Source organism: Arcticibacter sp. (assembly GCF_053551015.1).
Genome location: NZ_JBMQOB010000017.1, coordinates 1 through 21,015, shown reverse-complemented (window position 1 = coordinate 21,015; position 21,015 = coordinate 1). Strand labels below are relative to the sequence as shown.

Annotated in this window: 17 protein-coding genes; 12 read left to right on the top strand and 5 right to left on the bottom strand. The window is 46.3% G+C overall.

Annotated elements, in window-relative coordinates:
- From pabB to ACO1NU_RS11355, 4 genes are read right to left on the bottom strand one after another with little or no spacing between them, the layout of a single operon-like run.
- Complete coding sequence (gene pabB, locus ACO1NU_RS11370) at positions 1–1,269, bottom strand: aminodeoxychorismate synthase component I (RefSeq protein ID WP_448818605.1); 1,269 nt, start codon at positions 1,267–1,269, stop codon at positions 1–3.
- Between the two features lie 12 nt (positions 1,270–1,281).
- Complete coding sequence (locus ACO1NU_RS11365; protein ID WP_448818604.1) at positions 1,282–2,556, bottom strand: adenylosuccinate synthase; 1,275 nt, start codon at positions 2,554–2,556, stop codon at positions 1,282–1,284.
- A gap of 17 nt (positions 2,557–2,573) precedes the next feature.
- Entirely contained in the window at positions 2,574–3,047 is a 474-nt protein-coding gene (locus tag ACO1NU_RS11360) for a Fur family transcriptional regulator (RefSeq protein WP_448818603.1), read from the bottom strand.
- Between the two features lie 57 nt (positions 3,048–3,104).
- Positions 3,105–5,336, bottom strand: coding sequence for a RelA/SpoT family protein (locus tag ACO1NU_RS11355; protein ID WP_448818602.1), 2,232 nt, complete (start codon positions 5,334–5,336; stop codon positions 3,105–3,107).
- Positions 5,337–5,454: 118 nt separating this feature from the next.
- Here ACO1NU_RS11355 and ACO1NU_RS11350 point away from each other — a divergent pair, with 118 nt between their 5' ends.
- The gene (locus ACO1NU_RS11350) at positions 5,455–6,078 is read left to right on the top strand and encodes a DUF4294 domain-containing protein (RefSeq protein WP_448818601.1); all 624 of its coding nucleotides are present in this window, start codon (positions 5,455–5,457) and stop codon (positions 6,076–6,078) included.
- 82 nt (positions 6,079–6,160) lie between these two features.
- On the top strand, positions 6,161–6,880 hold the full coding sequence (gene bshB1, locus ACO1NU_RS11345) for a bacillithiol biosynthesis deacetylase BshB1 (RefSeq protein ID WP_448818600.1): 720 nt from the start codon (positions 6,161–6,163) through the stop codon (positions 6,878–6,880).
- Between the two features lies 1 nt (position 6,881).
- Here bshB1 and ACO1NU_RS11340 read toward each other — a convergent pair whose 3' ends face one another.
- On the bottom strand, positions 6,882–7,793 hold the full coding sequence (locus tag ACO1NU_RS11340; protein ID WP_448818599.1) for a 1-aminocyclopropane-1-carboxylate deaminase/D-cysteine desulfhydrase: 912 nt from the start codon (positions 7,791–7,793) through the stop codon (positions 6,882–6,884).
- Positions 7,794–7,840: 47 nt separating this feature from the next.
- Here ACO1NU_RS11340 and ACO1NU_RS11335 point away from each other — a divergent pair, with 47 nt between their 5' ends.
- From ACO1NU_RS11335 to ACO1NU_RS11290, 10 genes are all read left to right on the top strand, one after another.
- Positions 7,841–8,884 carry an RluA family pseudouridine synthase gene (locus tag ACO1NU_RS11335; protein ID WP_448818598.1) on the top strand — a complete coding sequence of 348 codons (1,044 nt, stop codon included), beginning with the start codon at positions 7,841–7,843 and terminating at the stop codon, positions 8,882–8,884.
- Between the two features lie 16 nt (positions 8,885–8,900).
- Entirely contained in the window at positions 8,901–9,737 is an 837-nt protein-coding gene (locus ACO1NU_RS11330; RefSeq protein ID WP_448818597.1) for an aminotransferase class IV, read from the top strand.
- 247 nt (positions 9,738–9,984) lie between these two features.
- Positions 9,985–12,429: a DUF5686 and carboxypeptidase regulatory-like domain-containing protein gene (locus ACO1NU_RS11325; protein ID WP_448818596.1), complete on the top strand. Its 2,445-nt coding sequence runs from the start codon at positions 9,985–9,987 to the stop codon at positions 12,427–12,429.
- Positions 12,430–12,664: 235 nt separating this feature from the next.
- On the top strand, positions 12,665–13,972 hold the full coding sequence (locus tag ACO1NU_RS11320) for an ammonium transporter (RefSeq protein ID WP_448818595.1): 1,308 nt from the start codon (positions 12,665–12,667) through the stop codon (positions 13,970–13,972).
- Positions 13,973–14,062: 90 nt separating this feature from the next.
- Positions 14,063–15,115: a COX15/CtaA family protein gene (locus tag ACO1NU_RS11315; RefSeq protein WP_448818594.1), complete on the top strand. Its 1,053-nt coding sequence runs from the start codon at positions 14,063–14,065 to the stop codon at positions 15,113–15,115.
- A gap of 16 nt (positions 15,116–15,131) precedes the next feature.
- Positions 15,132–17,147, top strand: a complete 2,016-nt coding sequence (locus ACO1NU_RS11310; protein WP_448818593.1) for a thioredoxin domain-containing protein — start codon at positions 15,132–15,134, stop codon at positions 17,145–17,147.
- Positions 17,148–17,196: 49 nt separating this feature from the next.
- A complete protein-coding gene (locus ACO1NU_RS11305) occupies positions 17,197–17,694 on the top strand; it encodes an FKBP-type peptidyl-prolyl cis-trans isomerase (RefSeq protein WP_448818592.1) in 498 nt (165 codons plus the stop codon).
- 227 nt (positions 17,695–17,921) lie between these two features.
- Positions 17,922–18,548, top strand: a complete 627-nt coding sequence (locus tag ACO1NU_RS11300) for a c-type cytochrome (RefSeq protein WP_448818591.1) — start codon at positions 17,922–17,924, stop codon at positions 18,546–18,548.
- Between the two features lie 25 nt (positions 18,549–18,573).
- A complete protein-coding gene (gene soxC / locus ACO1NU_RS11295) occupies positions 18,574–19,809 on the top strand; it encodes a sulfite dehydrogenase (protein WP_448818590.1) in 1,236 nt (411 codons plus the stop codon).
- Between the two features lie 383 nt (positions 19,810–20,192).
- Positions 20,193–20,486, top strand: a complete 294-nt coding sequence (locus ACO1NU_RS11290; RefSeq protein ID WP_448818589.1) for a hypothetical protein — start codon at positions 20,193–20,195, stop codon at positions 20,484–20,486.
- Positions 20,487–21,015: the final 529 nt, after the last annotated feature.

Below are 21,015 nucleotides of genomic sequence, written 5' to 3'. Positions count from 1 at the left end.
TTATCTGCTTAAAACCTCTAACATAGCCTTTGCTTTCAGCATGCACTCCTTGTATTCAAGGGCAGCATCGGAAGCAAAGGTTATTGCACTTCCAACCTGGAAGGAAACAAAGCGATTGCTTTGATTATAGATCAGGCTCCTGATCACGACATTGAAATCAAAATTCTGCTGTTCGTCAAAGTAGCCTACAGCTCCCGAATAAATCCCCCTTTTCGTTTCTTCAAACTCTTCAATCAACTCCATCGCACGAACTTTTGGTGCGCCCGTCATGGAGCCCATCGGGAAAGCGTTGCTGATGATTTCGACAACATCGGTATTCCTGGCGACTTGGGAAGTGACTGTGGAGATCATCTGATGAACCTGCTGAAAGGAATAGATCTCACAGAGTTCTTCCACCTTCACCGAACCGGGAAGAGCGGATTTAGTTAGGTCGTTTCTGACCAGGTCGACGATCATCACATTCTCTGCTATTTCCTTATCGTTCTGTTGTAAGGTACGCTTCAGCAGCTCATCCTCAGTTTCATTTGCTCCGCGTGGCGCGGTACCCTTGATAGGCTGGGAGATGACCTTAGTCCCGCTTTTTTTAATAAAGCGTTCGGGAGAAGACGACATGATAAACTTGTCGCGAAGCTTGAAAAAGGACGAAAAAGGAGCAGGGGAAGTCTCGTTCAACTTGATAAAAGCGGCGAGCGGGTCGAGCTGTTCTGCCTTTGCGTAGAACTGCTGGCAGAAGTTCATCTCGTAAATATCTCCGCGGAGGATATGTTCTTTGATGCGATCCACCTTCCTGATATATTCTTCCCTTGACAGCGTTGCCTGCAACTCACCGTCGAATTGAAGGGAATTGAACGTGGGAATACAGGCGTTTATTTCTTCGAACAGTGCAGGCTGCTCTGAGAGGATTTCAACCGTATTTTCTTTGATCAGGATGAGGTGCTGTGGTACGAAGAAATACATATCCGGAAAATGCAGCAGGTCGGGATTTTCAGAACGGAGACTTTCAAGTTCGTTCTTCAGGTCGTAGCACATGAAACCCGGCGTAAAGGAAGGATGATCCTTCAGGAAGTTGCCGAGTCCGCTGAACGCCTCTCCAGGCTGGGGGGCGAATTCCGTCTTCACTCCGGCAGCGATCACAGCAGTATAACTGGAATAGCGGTCTTCGTAGCCGTTGGAGTCAAAAAAACAGGCCACTTCGAAAGAAGTGGCCCATTGTAAAGCTTTATGCTTAAATATGGATATATTATCAACTATACAATCAAAAGATTGCATGATCAGATTGTCTTAGTTTAATACGAGAGTTTGAACTCTGTCAGGTCCAACTGAAAGATAACGAACCGGTACGCCAACATGATCTTCGATGTATTTTACATAAGAAGAAAGTCGGGCAGGGATCTCTTCGATTGTCTTGATGCCTGTCAGGTCTTCATTCCAGCCCGGGATCTCTTCCAATACCGGCTTTGCAGGAACGCTGCAAAGGTCATAAGGCATGTAGTCGATCTGTTCGCCGTTATAGTCGTAATGTGTGCAGGCGTAGATCTTGTCGAACCCGCTTAATACGTCAGCCTTGGTCATAACCAGTTCAGTCACTCCATTCAGCATGACAGCGTATTTCAATGCAGGGATATCGATCCATCCGCATCTTCTAGGTCTTCCTGTGGTTGCGCCGAACTCATGTCCGATTTTACGAAGCTGTTCGCCTGTTTCGTCAAACAGTTCAGTAGGGAAGGGTCCACTGCCCACGCGGGTGCAATAAGCCTTGAAGATACCGATTACCGAACCAATCTTTTGAGGAGCGATACCGAGACCGGTGCAGGCACCAGCAGTAGTGGTATTTGATGAAGTAACAAACGGATAAGAACCAAAGTCTACGTCGAGCATAGCACCCTGTGCACCTTCAGCAAGAACAGTTTTTCCATCCTTCAGGTATTGATTAACGAAGTGTTCGCTATCTACCATTGGAATGCTTTTCAGGTACTCAATTGCAGCAAAGAAAGTTGCTTCCTTTTCGCTGAAATCAGGGATTTCGCCGTAGTGAGAAAGGATCGACTTATGTTTAGCGACGAGCCTGTCATAACGTTCTTTGAAGTCAGGAAGTTGAGTATCACCTACACGAAGTCCGTTACGTCCGGTTTTGTCCATGTAAGTAGGGCCGATTCCTTTCAGTGTGGAGCCGATTTTTCCTTCACCCATCTTGCTTTCAGATGCAGCATCCAGAAGCTGGTGAGTAGGAAGGATCAGGTGAGCCTTGCGTGCAATAACCAGCTTATTTGCGGCTACAGGGTCAAAGCCACTCGTTTTGAGGTTGTCCAGTTCGCGTTTTAAAATTATAGGATCTATGACCACACCGTTTCCAATCAGGTTCATCGTCTTTGGGTTGAAGATACCGGAAGGGATGGTGTTCAATACATATTTTTGATTGTCGAATTCCAGCGTATGTCCCGCGTTAGGGCCACCCTGAAATCTTGCGATCAGATCATAATTTTGACTAAGGACATCAACGATTTTTCCTTTGCCTTCGTCGCCCCATTGGAGGCCTAAAAGTACATCAACTGCCATGAGTGATTGTGGTAATGTTAATTTTTAGAATATGAATCACAGTAACCTTCCTTCAGTTTGGAACAGTTACCATAAAGATTGAGTGAATGATGTTTGATTTCAAATTTCAGAAGGTCGCCCATCATACTTTGAATTTGTCCAATGCGCGGGTCGCAGAATTCGACGACTTTGCCGCAATCGATGCAGATGATATGATCATGCTGCTTGTAGCCATAGGATTTTTCAAACTGAGCCATGTTCTTACCGAACTGGTGTTTGGTAACCAGGTCACAGGAAACAAGAAGCTCCAGGGTGTTGTAAACCGTTGCGCGGCTTACCCTGTACTTTTTGTTCTTCATATGGATGTATAACGACTCGACATCGAAATGGTCGTTTCGTGAATAGATTTCTTCAAGAATGGCAAAGCGTTCAGGTGTTCTTCTCAGGCTTTTATTTTCGAGGTATGCTTCGAAAATCTTTTTAACCATTGCTATCGTTTCTTGTACAGGCATATTCTTTTAGACTCAGCGTTCAAATTTATCCAAAAAATTAACAAAACTTAAATTTCTTTACGATGCCTTGTTAATGTTACGGGCTTCTGAGTCAAATCGTGTCACTGCAGTGACGCCTTTAACCTGCTTCAGCTTTCGGATCAAATTCTCCAGGTGATTGGTGTCGTTAACGTATACCATAATCGATCCTTCGAAGATTCCTTCGTTGCTGTCGACGGTAATAGATCTCATGTTGACCTTGAAATCATTGGAGATAACAGTAGTCAGCTTGTTGATCAGGCCGACCTCGTCGATTCCGGTGATTCGAAGCCCTGTCAGGAATGCAAGTTCCTTCTGTGAAGTCCACTTTGCTTTCACCACGCGGTACCCATAATTGGCCATCAGTTTCGTTGCATTCGGACAATTGGTGCGGTGGATCTTGATTCCGTCGTTTACCGTAATAAAGCCGAAAACGTCATCACCCGGGATGGGATTACAGCAATTAGACAACTTGTAGTCGATCTTCTGCAGGTCTTCACCGATAAGCAGGGTATCGCTTTCCTTGGCCTTTACCTTGCTCATGATGCCTTCCAGCTGGGTGGCGGCAATCCTCTCGGGATTGCGCTGTTCGACGGCTTTCTCTGAAGCCTGGAATTCCTTCAGGTTCTTCAGGTCTATACCACCTTTTGCAATTGTGTAGAACAAGTCAAGCGTATTGTTGAACTTGAAATAGAACGCGATTTTATGAATGTTCTCGGTATTGTAGGTGATCTTGAGCGACTTTAGTTTTCTCTCGAGAATCTCTTTTCCTTCTTCAGCAACGCGGCGTTTTTCTTCCTTCAGGGAAGACTTAATCTTGGATTTGGCCTTAGCTGTAACCACAAAGTTGAGCCAGTCTTCTTTAGGCGACTGCTTGCTGGAGGTGATAATTTCCACCTGATCGCCGTTCTGCAGTTTGTGAGACAGGGGCACGAGCTTATGGTTGACTTTCGCTCCGATACATCTGCTTCCGATATCGGAGTGGATTTCGAAGGCAAAGTCGAGTGCTGTTGCGTCCAGTGGAAGCTGCATCAGCGCCCCTTTCGGCGTGAAGATGAAGATCTCATCGGAGAAGAGGTTCATCTTGAAATCGTCGAGGAAGTCAAGCGCATTGGATTCCGGATTCTTCAAGAGCTCCCGCACCTTCTGGATCCAGAGGTCAAGGCCACTATCGGATGATGATTCTTTATATTTCCAGTGTGCCGCGAAACCTTTTTCGGCGATCTCGTTCATGCGCTGGGTTCTGATCTGTACTTCCACCCACTGGCCTTTGGGACCCATTACGGTGGTGTGCAGAGATTCGTATCCATTAGCTTTTGGTGAGGACACCCAGTCGCGCAGCCTGTCGGGGTTTGGCCTGTAAAGGTCAGTTACAATAGAGTAGGCCTTCCATGCATCGGCTTTTTCCGTTTCAGGTTTACTGTCCAGGATGATGCGGATAGCGAAGAGGTCATAAACCTCTTCAAAAGGGATACCTTTTTTGCGCATCTTGTTCCAGATGGAATGGATGGACTTCGGCCTGCCGTATACATCGGCATGGAGGCCCTGTGCCGCCAGGATATCTTTTATCGGACCAACAAACTCTTGTATATAAGCCTCGCGTTCCGCTTTTTTCTCGTTCAGCTTTCTGGCTACGAACTTGTAGGTTTCACGTTCCGTGTATTTCATGGAAAGATCTTCCAGCTCTGACTTCATGGCATACAGACCGAGCCTGTGCGCAAGAGGAGCATAGAGGTAGATCGTTTCGGACGAGATCTTCAGCTGCTTGTCGCGCGGCATGTGATCCATGGTTCGCATATTATGCAGACGGTCAGCCAGTTTGATCAGGATAACGCGGACGTCATCTGCCAGAGTAAGCAACATCTTGCGGAAATTTTCCGCCTGCAGGGAGCTGTTATAATCAAATACGCCGGATATTTTAGTCAGCCCGTCAATGATCTTGGCTACTTTCTTTCCGAACTCACGTTCGATATCTTCGAGGGTAATTGCCGTATCTTCAACCACATCATGAAGAAGGGCACAAACTATAGAGGTCGTACCCAGGCCAATTTCTTGTGCAGCGATCTGTGCAACGGCAATAGGGTGGTAGATATAAGGTTCTCCAGATTTCCTCCTCATATCCTTATGGCTGTCTAGTGCAAGATCAAAAGCCTGTCTGATCAGCCTTTTATCGCCCTTCTGCATCGTGGGTTTGCATGCTTTAAGAAGTGCCCGGTAACGTTTTAGAATCTCGTTCTTCTCCGCTTCAATATCAATCACCAATTCGTTCATCTTCAATTGCTCAGGGTTTCGTAATCATTATACTTATTTACAACTATTTGGGTTACATTTACGTATTGCCGTAATAAATATATATACGAAATAAGGTGTGTTTTGTAGTAACTAAGATATGAAAAAAAATACTATTTTCTTCATGAGTGTGATGTTGTTGGCTAGTATGGCTTATGGTCAGACGAATAATGACATTCCGGTGAAAGGAAAAAATGATACCATCCGTGTTGCGGTGACACGGGATGATTTTGGCCAAATGGTACCCTGGATCCCGCTGTCGGATGTGTGGGTAACGAGTTCCAGGATCTTTCAATCGCCTGAAGCCAGAAGCAAGTTCAACAGACTTCGTTATAACGTGCTGAAGGTTCTTCCCTATGCGAAGTTTGCCAGAAACCGCTACAGCAGGTTGCATGATGAGCTGGAACTGACCGACAATAAGAAGGAGCAGAGGAAGCTGGTCAAAGCCTGCGAAAAGGAGATTAAGGACATGTTCAATAAGGAGATCAAGAACATGACCATCACTCAGGGCGAGATCCTGATTAAGCTGATTGACAGGGAGACGGGGAACAGCAGCTATCAGCTGGTGAAGGAACTGAAGGGTGGCTTTACGGCATTCTGCTACCAGTCTGTTGCCCGTGTATTTGGTCATAACCTAAAGCAGAAGTATGATCCGCAGCAGGAGCGGGATATTGAGAATATCATCCAGCGTTACGGCTATTACGGGAGCTACAGCTTTAACTAACGATATGATGACTTTTCTTTTTTTCTAAAGTCTTATTTTTGCAGGCCTTCAGGCATTGGCCTGGCGCTTGACGAGATAGTACATGAAATTAGATATCCTCATTTTTGCCGTCCATCCGGACGATGCTGAACTAGGTTGTTCGGGAACCATATTGAAACATAAAGCTGCTGGTAAGAAGGTCGGGGTGATCGACCTGACGCGGGGAGAGCTTGGAAGCAGAGGGTCGGCAGAGATCCGTGATGAGGAAGCGAAAGTGGCTGCGGAGATACTGGGTCTGGATGTACGCGAGAACCTGGCGATGCGGGATGGCTTTTTTCAGAACGATGAAGCGCATATTCTTCAGGTGATCCGGAAGATCCGTCAGTACCAGCCTGAGATTGTTATCGGAAATGCTTTTACCGACAGGCATCCTGATCATGGAAGAGCCTCTAAGCTTATCAATGATGCGGTGTTTCTCTCAGGTCTGGTGAAAATACAGACGGAGATGAATGGCCTTCCACAGGCGCAATGGAGACCCGGACTGCTGCTTCATTTTATCCAGGATACGTATATTAAACCTGATGTTCTAATCGATGTGACTCCGTTCTGGGAAACCAAGATGGAGTCTGTACGGGCATATAAGACACAGTTTTATTCCCCTGATTATGATGAGGAAAACCAGACCTATATCTCCAATCCGGAGTTTATAAAGGCTGTGGAAGCCCGCGCCAGAGACTATGGCAAAAGCATCGGCGTCACCTTCGCAGAGGGTTTCACATCGTCAAAGCTGCTTGGCGTTGACAGCCTGTTTAATCTGATATAGCTTAGACCTCTTTCAGAGCTTGCGCGATTTGCTCTTTCATGCCCAGCAATCCAAACAGTCCGCCGGTATGCAAGGCCAGGATGCTGGAGCCTTCGGCGATTTGATCGTTCCCGATCAAGTCATATAAAGCAAACATCATTTTTCCAGTATAAACAGGATCCAGAAGGATTCCGGTTTTTGCACTGAACGATCCAATAAACCGGAGCAGTTCAGTGCTCGTTTTGGCATAGCCGCCAAAGCTGTATTCCGCATGGAAAGCATAGGATGGCGGTGTTTCAAAATACGCGTTGATCTCCTCTTTCAGGAAGTCTGCACCTTTCAGCACGGGCACACAGTGGCACAGGGCGGCGGTGCCTAATCCGGAAAGCTGGCTGCCTTTAAGGAGGCCGGCGAATGTAGTTCCCGTACCTGCCGCGCAGAACAGGTGATCATAAGGGTGCTGCAGTTCCTGTACAATCTCTGCACATCCTTTCATGGCGTTTTCGCCGGCGCCCCCTTCGTCTATAAAGATCGTGTCGGGATTCTCAGCAAACCTGTTCTTATATAAAGCCTCCTTGTCCCGGTAGGCTGATCTGTCGGTAAAGATGAGTTCCATCCCGAACAGGCGACACAGGGTCAGTACATCTGAATTAATATCTTCTCCACGTACAAAGGCAGTGCTCCGGAGTCCGAACTTTGCAGCTGCGCAGGCGCTTGCCAGCAGATGATTGGACCAAACCCCTCCAAAGGTGACCAGGTGATTCTTTTTCTTTGTTCTGGCTTCCAGGATATTATATTTTAGCTTGCGCCACTTATTACCGGAGATAAAGGGATGGATCATGTCATCGCGCTTCAGAAATACACGTACTTTCTTTTCGGTAAAGAGCGGATCCTGGAGCTGCTCTTCGGGACTGTAGATCTGAAATTCGTTCATATGCGATCATAAGGTTCAAAAATAAAGTAAAATCTTACTTTTGTGCCATGTTGGAAGAACAAGATAGCGTTGAGCAGGAAGAGCAGGACTTATACGAACACTTTAAGATTATAGTCGACAAGGGGCAGTCGCTTTTGCGCATTGACAAATTTTTGATGCACAGAATTGAGAATGCATCCAGAAACCGGATTCAAAATGCCATTGATGCGGGAAGCGTCCTTGTGAACGAAAAAGCGATAAAGCCAAGTTATAAGGTAAAGCCTTTGGATGTTATTTCCATCGTCCTTGCACATCCGCCACGTGATACGGAAGTGTATCCTGAAGATCTTCCTCTAAACATCGTACATGAAGATGATGATCTCCTGATCATCAATAAGGAACCCGGTATGGTTGTTCATCCGGGCTATAATAATTATACCGGGACGCTGGTCAACGCGCTGGTGTTCCATTTCCAGCAGTTGCCGCAGTTGCCGGGAAATGATGGCCGACCAGGCCTGGTGCACCGGATTGACAAGGATACTTCAGGCTTGCTGGTGATCAGCAAGAACGAATATTCCATGGCCTACCTGGCAAAGCAGTTTTTCGACCATTCCATTCAGCGTAAATACCTGGCTCTGGTATGGGGCGATCTGGAAGAAGATGGTACGGTGACAGGTTATATCGGAAGGAGCCTGAAAGACCGCCGTGTAATGGACAACTGGGACGATGAGACGCGTGGCAAGTGGTCAGTTACCCACTATCGGATTGTGGAACGGCTAGGCTATGTAACGCTTATCGAGTGTCAGCTTGAAACAGGGCGTACCCATCAGATCCGTGCACACATGAAGCATATCGGCCATCCCTTATTTAACGATGCGATTTATGGCGGAGATAAAATACTTAAGGGAACGATCTTTAACAAGTACCGGCAGTTTGTCGATAATTGCTTTCAGATCATGCCGCGACAGGCACTTCATGCGAGGTCTCTCGGGTTTGTACACCCTAAGACGAAGAAGACTGTGCTTTTTGAATCGGAACTGCCTGCCGACTTTCAGGGAGTTTTAGACAAATGGCGCAATTACCTGGCACATCAGAAAGATGACCAGAACTAAGAATTGAATTGTAAAGATGAGTTTTATAAATATAAACGGAGAGATTGTGGCCTCAGGTCAGGCAACCATCAGTGTAGCTAACCGCGCGTTCAAGTATGGAGATGGCTTGTTTGAATCGATGCGTATGATGAACGGAAAGCTCATGTTTGCAGACCAGCACGCGCAGCGCCTGAGAGAGGGGATGGATGTTCTTCAGATTGAAGAAACATCAGTGATCAGTCCCGAATTTCTGGAAGAGAAAGTGCGCCAGCTGGCCATTCGCAATAATATAAAGGATAATGCAAGGGTACGCATGACGGTGTTCCGCGATTCGGAAGGCTTATACAGCCCCACGGCTAACCATATGGGGTACGTGATTGAGATGACGCGGACAGACCAGGCTGATTATGCATCAAACTACAAGGGCCTGATTGCGCAGGTTTACGAAGATATTACCAAGCCGATTAATATACTGTCGAACCTGAAAACCTGTAATTCGCTGTTGTATGTCATGGCAGGGATTTTCCGTAAGAAGAACTCGCTTGACGAGGTGTTTATCCTCAATCAGAAAGGTTTTCTATGCGAGGGGATGAGTACGAACCTGTTTGTGCTTTATCAGCAGACCCTTTATACTCCAGCCCTTGAGGAAGGTTGTATTGCGGGTGTGATGCGATCGGTGGTGATCGGGCTTGCGGAAGAAAACGGGATTCAGGTAATCGAGGCTCAAATAAACCCCGATATTCTGAATGAAGCCGATGAAGTTTTTGTTACCAATGCAACCACCGGGATCCAGTGGATAATGGGTTTCAATGGAAAGAGATACTTCAATAAACTCTCTAACGAGTTATTAGGATATCTGAATGCGATAGCTTAAAAAGTTTCGTCGCTCTCGTCGAAAGTCGCTGCGTCGTTTAATACATATTTTAAAAATCCGAAGACTACGCCTATAGTGATGATAGTTGCCATGTTGATGTGGTTTTAATTGTCCGCCACATAACAAAAGTGGACATTTAAGCGTATTCATAATATGATCATCACATCGCAAAAAAAATGATCTCCGGCACAGTATCTGCATGAATAAATTGCAGTAATTTATACCGGCTTTAGGACCTATTTAGTTCATGCTTAGATTCTTTGTACTCGTACTGCTGTTTTTTTGTACTTCGAAAGTGTTCTGCCAGGAGGTAAAGGAGATCTATGGCTCGGTTACTGACGAGACCCATACCCCTGTGTCTTTTGCATCGGTGTTTGTGAAGGATATGAACGTCAGTACAATGGCTAATGAGAACGGGTACTTTAAGTTAAGCCTCAAGCCTGGAACCTATACGCTAATCTTCAGGTTTGTAGGCTATAAAAGTGTTGAACGGGAGATTGAGCTACTGACCTCTGTTCGCGAAGACGTCGTGCTGATGAAGGACAGTTATACGCTCGACGAGGTTCATATTACTGAAAAGAAGGAGGATCCGGCCAACGCCATTATTCGGAACATTATTTCAAAGAGGAAGTATCTTCGTTCCACACCTTCTTATGAATGCGACGTATATACCAAGGGTGTTCAAAAGTTGATGGATGCCCCCAAGCGCATATTGGGTGAGAATGTGGTGAAGACGCTGCGCCTCGATTCAAACAGGAGGGGGATTCTTTATCAGTCGGAGACTCAGTCGAAGCTATTCTTCCGATACCCGGAGCGGAAGGAAATTATGCTGGCATCAAAAGTCGCCGGGGATAACCAGGGATTCAGCTTCAATCGCGCGCTGGATCTTCAGATCAACTTTTATGATAATACGATTAAGTGGGCAGCGTTCGGGAACCTTCAGTTCGTGTCACCTGTGGCAGACAATGCTTTCCAGTATTATTCATTTCAGCTGATCGGCACGGTGGAAGAAAACGGGATGCAGATTGAAAAGATCAAAGTGTCTCCACGGAAGAAATATGCCCCCACGTTCAGTGGCTTTATATACGTGATCAAAGGAGATGGACGCCTCTATAGTGTGGATCTGTATCTTACAGACGAGTCGCGTATCAATTTTGTAGACACCATGCATATTTCCCAGCATTACCGGCAAGTGCAGAAGACCCATTGGCTGCCTTCAGATATCACCATCCGTTTTAAGGGTAAGGTCCTCGGATTTGAGTTTGCCGGTTATTATACAGGCTTATACAGCAATTATATTCCGAATCCGGTTTTTCCGGATAATTTTTTCAAGGATGAGATACTGCGGATTGAGGCTGATGTAAACACTTATGACAGCACCTGGTGGGAGGATAGGCGGCCTGTTCCTTTAACAGGTGAGGAGGAAGCAAACTATGCTTATAAGGAGTCGCTTCTGAAGAAGACGGAGTCAAAGACCTACCGGGATTCCATTCAGAAAGAAACCAATAAGTTTAAACCCATCCGTTATGCGTTGGTAGGTCAGCGGATTGAGAATATAGGTAATAACAGCTACTGGTTTATCTATCCCCTGCATAATACCGTATTTTATAATACGGTAGAAGGTTGGGGAGCGAGACTCAGGGCACGGCATGTTAAGCGATATGGCTTCAGGCGTTCTTTGGAGATAGAGCCTAACTTCCGTTATGGATTTTCCAGTAAAACCACCAACGCCAATGTTGAAGTCACCTACCGGGTGGATACGCTTCACCATGCCAGTTTCACCTTCAGAGGAGGAAGCGACTTCCTCGATTTAAACAGCCGGGGTACGGTGAATCTATTTTATAATACGCTGACCACTCTATTTGAGGGTAAAAACTACCTGAAGCTTTACCGGTCTAATTTTTCCGCATTCAGTGCCCAGAGAGAGATTGTTGATGGTTTAATGCTGAATGTAGGGACGGAGATTTCCAGGAGGATTCCGATGCGGAATTCGTCGTTCACCTCTATTTTTGACCGAACGGCTAAGATGATCACATCCAATAACCCGCTGGATCCTGCCACGGAGGAGGATGTCTTCCCAATAAATAACGCGTTCAGTATTGAAGGGAAGTTGTCTTATACCTACGGACAAAAGTACACCACCAGACCAGACGGGAAGATTTACGAGCCTGCCAGGTATCCAACGCTCATGCTGAATTACCGTAAGGGGATTCCAGGCGCATTCAATTCAGTTGTAGACTACGACTTTTTCTCAGTGGATCTGTTCCAGGATAAAATTTCTGCAGGCTTGTGGGGCTACAGTTCCATCTATTTGTCGGCCGGTAAGTTTCTAAATACCAACTCGCTCTTCTATCCGGATATGCGTCATTTTACCGGTAACCAGACCGCTATATATAATCCGCTATTTCCTAATTTCCACTTTCTGGATTTCTACGCGTACACCACCAATGACCGCTATGTAGAGGCGCACTACGAGCATAATTTCGCCGGCAAGTTTTTGAGCAAAGTTCCGCTTGTTCGTAAGTTAAAGCTAGAGGAAATTATCGGAGGCGCGGTACTGGCTCAACCTGTGACCAATTACCAGGAAGCTTATATTGGTTTGCAACGTCTCGTTTTCCGGGTTGACTACGGTCTTTCATGGACCCCCGATAAGAAAGTTTATCAGGCATTTCGTCTTTTTTACGGTTTCTAATGTATTTTTTTCTGGTCGATTCTGGTTGGTAGGGTGTTTTTTGCTCTAATTGGAGCGTGTTTTTGGTATTTGTTTCCTGTATTTATTGGCTTTTAACTTATTTTTAGGCTTTATTTGATTGCGTATTGATTTATTTGGAATAATATTTTGTTTTTACCTGAATAATTTTCTGTTTGTATTAAAAATTTGACGAATAATACTTAATTTCATTACAAAATCACTAAATCTTGTATAAATGAAAAAAGTATTACCGTTTTTATTGCTGATTGTCGCAGTTATACTGGGACTGATTTTTCCTTCTCTGGAGCCCACTGTAGCCAAAGAGAGCACCATTGATACAGGAGACACAGCCTGGCTACTGGTATCCACCGCGCTAGTATTATTAATGACACCAGGACTGGCGTTTTTTTACGGAGGTATGGTTAGGAAGAAAAACGTCATTTCGACCATGCTGCAGAGTTTTGTGTGTATGGGTTTGATAACGGTTCTTTGGGTGGTTTTCGGATTCAGTTTGGCCTTCGGAGATGACATAGGTGGCGTCATTGGTAATCCTTCCACATTCTTTATGATGAAAGGGATGCTCGGTGACTCATCATGGTCGTTGATGCCTACCGTTCCGTTGGTGTTGTTCGCTATGTTTCAGTTAAAGTTCGCGGTGATTACCCCTGCACTGATAACAGGAGCATTTGCAGAGCGGATACGCTTCAATTCTTACCTGATTTTCTTGTGTTTGTTCATGATCGTTATATATGTTCCTCTGGCTCACGCAACCTGGCATCCAGACGGAATTCTTTTTCAAAAAGGGGTTCTTGATTTTGCAGGAGGTACTGTGGTGCACATGTCGGCTGGTTGGGCTGCATTGGCATCTGCTATATTTTTAAAGGGTAGAACATCTCCTGAGCATGCGCCTGCACGCATCAGCTATGTGATGTTGGGAACAGGACTTCTGTGGTTCGGCTGGTTTGGCTTCAACGCGGGATCGGCCGGCGGTGCTGGTCCGCTTGCAGCTACAGCGCTCGCTACGACGACTACCGCTTCTGCGGCAGCGGCGATGGCCTGGGTGTTCTTCGACATGTTCAGAGGCAAAAAGCCAACAGCGATCGGTGCGTGTATCGGTGCAGTGGTTGGACTTGTTGCCATTACCCCTGCAGCAGGATTTGTATCGGTGCCACACTCCCTGGTCATTGGAACAGTAGCTGCGGTAATCAGTAATCTGGTTGTGATCTGGAGAGGACGCACCAAGATTGACGATACGCTGGACGTGTTTCCTTGCCATGGTGTAGGAGGTATGGTTGGGATGTTGCTGACCGGCGTGTTTGCGAGTCAGAATGTTAATGCCGCGAATACAACCGGTAACGGTCTTTATTTTGGTGAAACGCATCTTTTCTTTACGCATTTGGTTACGCTGATAGTCGTTTCAATTTTCGCTTTCGTAGGATCTTATGTGCTGCTGCTGATCACCAACGCGATCAGTCCGCTGCGTGTATCCGAAGAAGACGAGGTTGCAGGTCTTGACGCGACACAGCACGGCGAAGAGCTTTAGTCACATTCTTAATATTAACGCTTGAAACACCCGCCTTAAACAAGTGGGTGTTTTTTTTTGCGTCTATTTATTGTATACATTTGCTTCTTAATGGAAGCACAATCTTTACGCAAAAACCGCCCTGTCGCCATCTGGTTGTATATAGGGGCATTCATGATCGTTGTTCAGGTCTTACTCGGAGGAATCACCCGTCTTACAGGTTCAGGATTATCGATAACGGAGTGGCAGCCGATACTGGGAGCATTACCTCCTATGAACGAGCAGGCCTGGCATGAGGCTTTCCAGAAGTATCAGCAGATTGCACAGTATAAATACATCAACAGTCACTTCAGTCTGGAAGACTTCAAGGCGATCTATTTCTGGGAGTGGCTGCACCGGGACTGGGGGCGTTTGATGGGATTTGTGTTTCTTTTTCCATTTATCTATTTCGTGATAAAAAAGAAGATCGGGAAATCCATGATAGGGCCTATGATTATCCTTTTCCTTTTAGGAGGACTGCAGGGAGTAATCGGCTGGATCATGGTAAAGAGCGGAATCGGGACAGATCTGGTGTACGTAAGCCATATCAGGCTCGCCGTTCATTTTATGGCGGCGCTAGTGCTTCTTTGCTACGTGATCTGGTTTGCGCTAAAGATTACCGTGCCCTCTTACAGGCTCATACATCAAAAAACACTTAAGCAGTTGAATATCTGGATTCTGGTAGTTATTACTATTCAACTGATCTACGGAGCGTTCATGGCAGGCACCCATGCTGCACTTGCAGCACCGACCTGGCCTGATATGAACGGCCATTGGGTGCCGTCACAGCAGATGTTCAACCAGGGGAGTTTTCTTTCAGATATCACACACAATCTGATCAGTATACAGTTTATACATCGTACCCTGGCTTACCTTATTGCGATCATGGTATTGGTGTGGACATTTATATCTGTAAAGCTGCCTCAGGAATCGGTTCTTTATCAGATCAGATTTATCCCGCTGGTGGTGGTGTTGCTACAGGTGCTGCTTGGGGTGCTTGCCCTGCTGTATAGCATGAACGACATGAAGCTGACCTACAGTATTATTCACCAGTTTGGAGGAATTGTGCTTCTGGCAGTCATGGTGTTTACCTATTTCTACAGCAGGGGAAAAACAGCAGCCTAAATAAAATACATTACCTATGTCGAACAGATTAATTCATGAAACCTCCCCATATCTACAGCAGCATGCATACAACCCGGTGGATTGGTATCCCTGGGGTGAGGAGGCGTTGACGAAGGCGCGGGAGGAGCACAAGCTGATCCTGGTCAGTATCGGCTATTCAGCATGCCACTGGTGCCATGTAATGGAGCACGAGTCCTTTGAAGATGCCGGCGTCGCAGCGATTATGAATGAGCATTTCATTTGCATCAAGGTTGACCGCGAAGAGCGTCCGGACGTTGATCAGATTTATATGCATGCGGTGCAGCTGATGACCGGACAGGGTGGATGGCCACTGAACTGTATTTGTCTGCCGGATCAGCGACCAATATATGGGGGGACGTACTTTCGCCGGGAGGATTGGAAGAATGTGCTCAGCCAGCTGGCGGCATTCTGGGAAGAAAAGCCAGAGGAAGCTATCGGTTATGCAGAGCGGCTGACCGAAGGAGTTCAGGAGCTGGAGAAGCTTAATCTTTCAACCGAAGAGATTGAATATTCACAGCAGGACCTGGAAGATATTTTAAGACCATGGAAGAAGACCTTCGACTTAACAGAAGGAGGATATAATCGTGCACCCAAATTTCCCTTGCCAAATAACTGGCAATTTATGCTTCGTTACGCCCATTCGATGGGAGACAAAAGTGCGAGCGATATTACACATCTGACCCTGCGTAAGCTTGCCTATGGGGGAATATATGATCAGATAGGCGGCGGCTTTGCGCGGTACTCTGTTGACGGGGAGTGGCATGTTCCGCATTTTGAAAAAATGCTGTATGACAATGCACAACTGGTTAGCCTCTATGCAGAAGCGTATCAGCAGGAGCCTCAGGTGCTCTACAGGCAGGTTGTTTACGAGACACTCGAATGGGTAGAGCGTGAAATGGTGTCGGCAGAAGGAGGATTCTATTCGGCGCTGGATGCCGACAGCGAAGGTGTGGAAGGAAAGTTCTATACGTTTACGCTCGCGGAACTGGAATCCGTGCTGAACGAAGAGGAAAGCGCAGCATTCAATGCGTTTTACTCAGTGACATCGGAAGGCAACTGGGAAGAAGAAAAGACGAATATTCTGAAAAAGGAGGTTGAGCTGAATGAGCTGGCCGCGACACTAGATATATCTCCCGCTGCTGCTGAGGCACTTCTTGAGACTGCAAAGTCGAAGGTTTTTTCTTATAGAAGCAAGCGTGTCAGACCGGGACTTGACAATAAGATCATTGCCGGGTGGAACGGAATGATGTTGAGGGGCTATGTAGACGCCTATAAGGTGTTTAACGAACAGAGATTCCTGGACATGGCCCTGAAAAATGCGCATTTCGTACTGGATCGGATGGTCGAAGCCGATGGTTCCATGCATAGGATCTTCAAGAAAGAAAGGTCAGCCGGAACACCTTCATCTGCGTTTCTTGATGATTATTCTTTCGTAATTAACGGCCTTATATCCTTGTATGAGGCCACTTTTGATGAGAAATGGCTTGCTGAAGCCCACCGTCTTTGCGAGTACGTGATGAAGAACTTCTTTGATGCGGGAACAGGACTTTTCTTTTATACTTCACAGACCGATAAGGAGCTTATTGCACGGAAGCATGAGATCATGGATAGTGTAATCCCTTCATCCAATTCCTCGATGGCGATTAACCTGTTTAGGTTGGGACATTTGTTTCAGGATGAGGGTTATCTTGCACAGTCTGCAGAGATGTTGCGTACGGTATTTCCATCCATTAATACCTACGGATCGGCTTATTCAAACTGGGGAATATTGCTGATGAATGAGGTTTTCGGAGTGTATGAAATTGCCATTACCGGCTCTGACAGCGAAAAGCTGAGAGCGGAACTGGAAAATAATTTCATTCCGAACAAAATTCTCTTGGGAGGTAGCGCAGGAACATTACCTTTGCTGCAGGATAAATTTGTTGGTGAAACCAAAATATTTGTTTGTAAAAACAGAACTTGCAGATTGCCTGTTACAACTGTATCCGAAGCACTAGGTCAACTTATTTAATTTTTTAGGGGTCTGCGCATTTGAATAAAGCAGACCGAATTTAGACAATATGAAAATTCAACCAAACAGCGTGGTGGCGCTTACATACGATTTGTATACCACTCAAAATGGAGAAGAAGTGTTTGTGGAAAAGGCAACAGAAGAACAGCCTCTGGTTTTTCTTTATGGAGTTGGAATGATGCTTCCTAAATTTGAAGAAAATTTATCAGGACTGGGAACAGGCGACGCTTATGACTTCCATTTGACTGCTGCTGACGCATACGGTTTGAAAGATGATAACGCCGTTACTGAATTGCCTTCTGATATGTTCCAGGGTATGGACGTGCCCGAAGTAGGTTCTGTTCTTCCATTGCAGGATAACCAGGGTAATCAATTCCGTGCACGTGTTACAGGTGTTTCTGAAACAGGTGTACAGGTTGACTTGAATCACCCAATGGCAGGTCAGGATCTGCATTTCAAGGGACAGATCTTGAATGTACGCGAGGCTACTGAAGAGGAGCTTTCTCACGGTCATGCTCATGGAGCTGACGGTCATTCTGGTCACTAAAAGAATTATTTATAAAAGTAAAAAGCCATTCCGAAAAACCGGAATGGCTTTTTTTGTTGGGGTTAGGTGGGGCTGAAAGGATTTGGGGAAGGAGATGGTTTTCCTGATACGTTTTCGACTTAAAGAGAGATATAAATATTAGTCTATTGGTTTGGTAGATTATACTAATGCTTTTATATTTGGCTAAGGGCGAATTCGAATGCAGGTATTCTCGCTCAGCAGATTATATGATCAGAAAATTTACATTCCTCCTAGCTTTATCCGTCCTGATTTATTCCTGTTCAGGTGTTCCGAATACTCATCAGGGAGCTGATACGAATGCGCAGGTGGAACTTCATAAGGAGGCCGAGGAGAACTGGCCTGAGCGCTTCGGCTTTGGCAAGGAGGCGTCGTCCGAATTGATTGAAAGGAGAGATATTGATATTTCCCCTGATGGAAAGGGTTTACCTGCGGGTTCGGGAACTGTCGCTCTCGGGAGATCTGTTTACCTTTCCAAGTGTGTAGCCTGTCACGGTACCAGAACTTCAAATGGCAGTTACGACCGCCTCTTTGCAATAGAAGCATCGAAAGTACATCCGGATTCTGTAGCTAAGGGGAAGCGCACGAAGACCATTGGAAACTACTGGCCTTATGCCACTACGCTCTACGATTACATCAACAGGGCTATGCCATTTAATTCGCCAGGATCATTACAGCCAGCCGAGGTTTATAGTCTGACGGCCTACCTGCTTTACGAAAACGGTATTGTTAAAGAGGATGTGGTGTTGACTTCCACATCGCTTCCGCGGATTATTATGCCGGCGAGGAGGCGATTTGTTGAAGATGACAGACGTGGTGGGGCTGAGGTTAAATGAAAGTACTAAATCAAACCAAAATAAGATGAGCGATTCAGGCAATGAGCGGAAGATCAGCCGCAGAAAATTATTGTTAGGCGGAGCTGCAACTGCCGCCGTAGTTCTCGTAAAGTCATCGTTCGGGAAGATCGTGCAGACTTCTTTGCCTGAATCATCCGGCGTTACGGCAGATCCAACCAAGATACTGGGAGCCTTTCCAGCGGAGATCGGGACAAGATCTTCTTTCGAGAAGCTAGTCAAAAAGCCATCGTTTACCTCATCCAGGACACCCCTGCAAGCTTTATACGGCACAATCACTCCCTCTGATCTTCATTTTGAACGACATCATGCCGGCGTGCCTTTGATAGAGCCTGATGGGTATGAGCTACTGATTCATGGTCTTGTCGATAAGCCAATGGTGTTTAGCCTGGCTGATTTAAAGCGGTTTCCTTCGGTGACGCGAATAGCGTTTTTAGAATGCTCAGGGAACTTTAGGACAGGAAAGATGGAGATGTCGCCCCAGGATATATGCGGACTTACCAGTCAGAGTGAATGGACAGGTGTGATGCTGTCTACTTTATTGAGGGAAGTAGGGGTTCGATCAGGTGCGGGCTGGCTTTTGGCAGAAGGGTCAGATGCTGCAGTAATGACCAGGAGTATACCGCTTCGGAAGGCGCTAGATGATGCGATGATCGTTTACGCGCAAAACGGTGAGGCGATACGACCGGAGCAGGGTTATCCTGCGCGACTCTTCCTGCCGGGATGGGAAGGCAATACCTCCATCAAGTGGATCAGAAGGATCGAAGTTGGAGATCAAGCTTATATGACGCGCGAAGAAACATCGAAATATACTGAAGAAGTAAAAGGCGGCAAGATCCGCCAGTTTAGTTTTGATATGGATGCTCGATCGATCATTACCTATCCGGCATATCCTGAGCGTGTGGAGCGAGGCTGGATAGAGATCAGAGGCATTGCCTGGAGCGGAAGAGGGAAGATTGTACAGGTCGATGTCAGTACTGATGCAGGGAAGAACTGGTACACGGCCAGCCTCCCGGGTTTGATCCTGGACAAGGCGCATACGCAGTTCAAGTACCTGTGGTATTGGGATGGGGGAGAAACGGAGATTCTTAGTCGCGCGACAGACGAGACGGGATATGTGCAACCTACTATGCAGCAGTTGATAGCTGCAAGAGGCGAGAGTATGGGCGGCTACCACCTGAATCCGGTTACTGCGTGGTATGTTCAAAGAGATGGTCAGGTTTTTCATCGGCCAGAGAGGTGATTTTGATGCCTCTTTTGAGGGTTAGGTAAGCTGGTGTTTGGTTCAAACTGGGGAGATGCGTGGGTTTCCGGGGTTATGTTTTAGCTAGTTTAGGGAAATTAACAATTGGGGGCTTTATGCCGCTTTCGTTTTATTCCTGTATTTTTACTGTGGGTTCTGCCTTTTGAAGTTGAGGCTCCCGGGGGGACGAGAAGGATTAGTGGAGTGTCTCTTTGTTGGGTTCTTTATTGGCTCTGCTAACGCTTATGGTTGGGTTTTCTGTTTTTGGGCGGGTGGTTGTTCTACGGGTGCTTTTCGGCAGGCTCAAGGCTAAGGACTTATGGGTATTTTAGAGTTGGATATGGGCTGGTGCGGGCGTGTGACCAGATAAGATTAATAGACGAATGAGAGAAATTTTGCAATTGCAGTTGAAGACGAAGGAAGATCAACTAAGTCTGGTAAATAAGAGAATCAGGATAGCCCGGGAAATAGAGAAAAAGAATATGGGCGTTAGCTGGGAAGAGATGCAGGAGTTTCTTGGTCATGAGTATCAGCACAGCGAGCAGCAAGAAGACAGAGAGCAGCAGCTTATCGATCCCGCTCTGTTTGTGCAGATAAGTGCAGATCTTTCTGCTTTAGAAAAGCGGCTGGGTAAAGAGATTGAAAAGCTAAGGAGTCAGTTGGCGAAAATGGGTTAGGGTATGGGATGGGCAATAAGAATCTGCTAGCAGTTTGTTAGTGCCTGTGTGGTTACGGGTCGGCGGGCAGGTCGAGGGGTCGTCTTATTTAAGACCGGGGAGCTGGCAGGGAGCGAGGTTGTTATTACGGCCTACAATCCCTCAACGAAGGCCGTAACGTTAAAGAAATCTGATTCTGCCGGCGAGCGGCTTCCCCGTACAACCTAGCAGCCACATGTCGGCGATACATACGTCTTCTTAGATATAGAGATGCCGCAGTCCTATATTGATGCATCTGAGGCTGAATTAAGGACAAGAACACAGGAGTACTCAGATGAGAACAGTGTCCCCAAGGTAGCTTATAACCTAGAACTGGATCCTCGATACATACGAGAAGTTCATCCCGTTATTGTACTAGCCCCCTAAAAGACTGGACTAAATTTAGAAAACAATTTAGAACCATTAAATTAGGGAATCATGAAAAGAGAAAGAAGATCTTTCACACCTGAGGACAGACTTGCCATCATTCAGGAAGGAGAACGAGAAGGCT

Excerpts from the sequence above, each read along its gene's own strand:
- pabB (WP_448818605.1), bottom strand. The coding sequence starts at position 1,269 with ATGCAATCTTTTGATTGTATAGTTGATAATATATCCATATTTAAGCAT.
- ACO1NU_RS11365 (WP_448818604.1), bottom strand. The coding sequence starts at position 2,556 with ATGGCAGTTGATGTACTTTTAGGCCTCCAATGGGGCGACGAAGGCAAA.
- ACO1NU_RS11360 (WP_448818603.1), bottom strand. The coding sequence starts at position 3,047 with ATGCCTGTACAAGAAACGATAGCAATGGTTAAAAAGATTTTCGAAGCA.
- ACO1NU_RS11355 (WP_448818602.1), bottom strand. The coding sequence starts at position 5,336 with ATGAACGAATTGGTGATTGATATTGAAGCGGAGAAGAACGAGATTCTA.
- ACO1NU_RS11350 (WP_448818601.1), top strand. The coding sequence starts at position 5,455 with ATGAAAAAAAATACTATTTTCTTCATGAGTGTGATGTTGTTGGCTAGT.
- bshB1 (WP_448818600.1), top strand. The coding sequence starts at position 6,161 with ATGAAATTAGATATCCTCATTTTTGCCGTCCATCCGGACGATGCTGAA.
- ACO1NU_RS11340 (WP_448818599.1), bottom strand. The coding sequence starts at position 7,793 with ATGAACGAATTTCAGATCTACAGTCCCGAAGAGCAGCTCCAGGATCCG.
- ACO1NU_RS11335 (WP_448818598.1), top strand. The coding sequence starts at position 7,841 with ATGTTGGAAGAACAAGATAGCGTTGAGCAGGAAGAGCAGGACTTATAC.
- ACO1NU_RS11330 (WP_448818597.1), top strand. The coding sequence starts at position 8,901 with ATGAGTTTTATAAATATAAACGGAGAGATTGTGGCCTCAGGTCAGGCA.
- ACO1NU_RS11325 (WP_448818596.1), top strand. The coding sequence starts at position 9,985 with ATGCTTAGATTCTTTGTACTCGTACTGCTGTTTTTTTGTACTTCGAAA.
- ACO1NU_RS11320 (WP_448818595.1), top strand. The coding sequence starts at position 12,665 with ATGAAAAAAGTATTACCGTTTTTATTGCTGATTGTCGCAGTTATACTG.
- ACO1NU_RS11315 (WP_448818594.1), top strand. The coding sequence starts at position 14,063 with ATGGAAGCACAATCTTTACGCAAAAACCGCCCTGTCGCCATCTGGTTG.
- ACO1NU_RS11310 (WP_448818593.1), top strand. The coding sequence starts at position 15,132 with ATGTCGAACAGATTAATTCATGAAACCTCCCCATATCTACAGCAGCAT.
- ACO1NU_RS11305 (WP_448818592.1), top strand. The coding sequence starts at position 17,197 with ATGAAAATTCAACCAAACAGCGTGGTGGCGCTTACATACGATTTGTAT.
- ACO1NU_RS11300 (WP_448818591.1), top strand. The coding sequence starts at position 17,922 with ATGATCAGAAAATTTACATTCCTCCTAGCTTTATCCGTCCTGATTTAT.
- soxC (WP_448818590.1), top strand. The coding sequence starts at position 18,574 with ATGAGCGATTCAGGCAATGAGCGGAAGATCAGCCGCAGAAAATTATTG.
- ACO1NU_RS11290 (WP_448818589.1), top strand. The coding sequence starts at position 20,193 with ATGAGAGAAATTTTGCAATTGCAGTTGAAGACGAAGGAAGATCAACTA.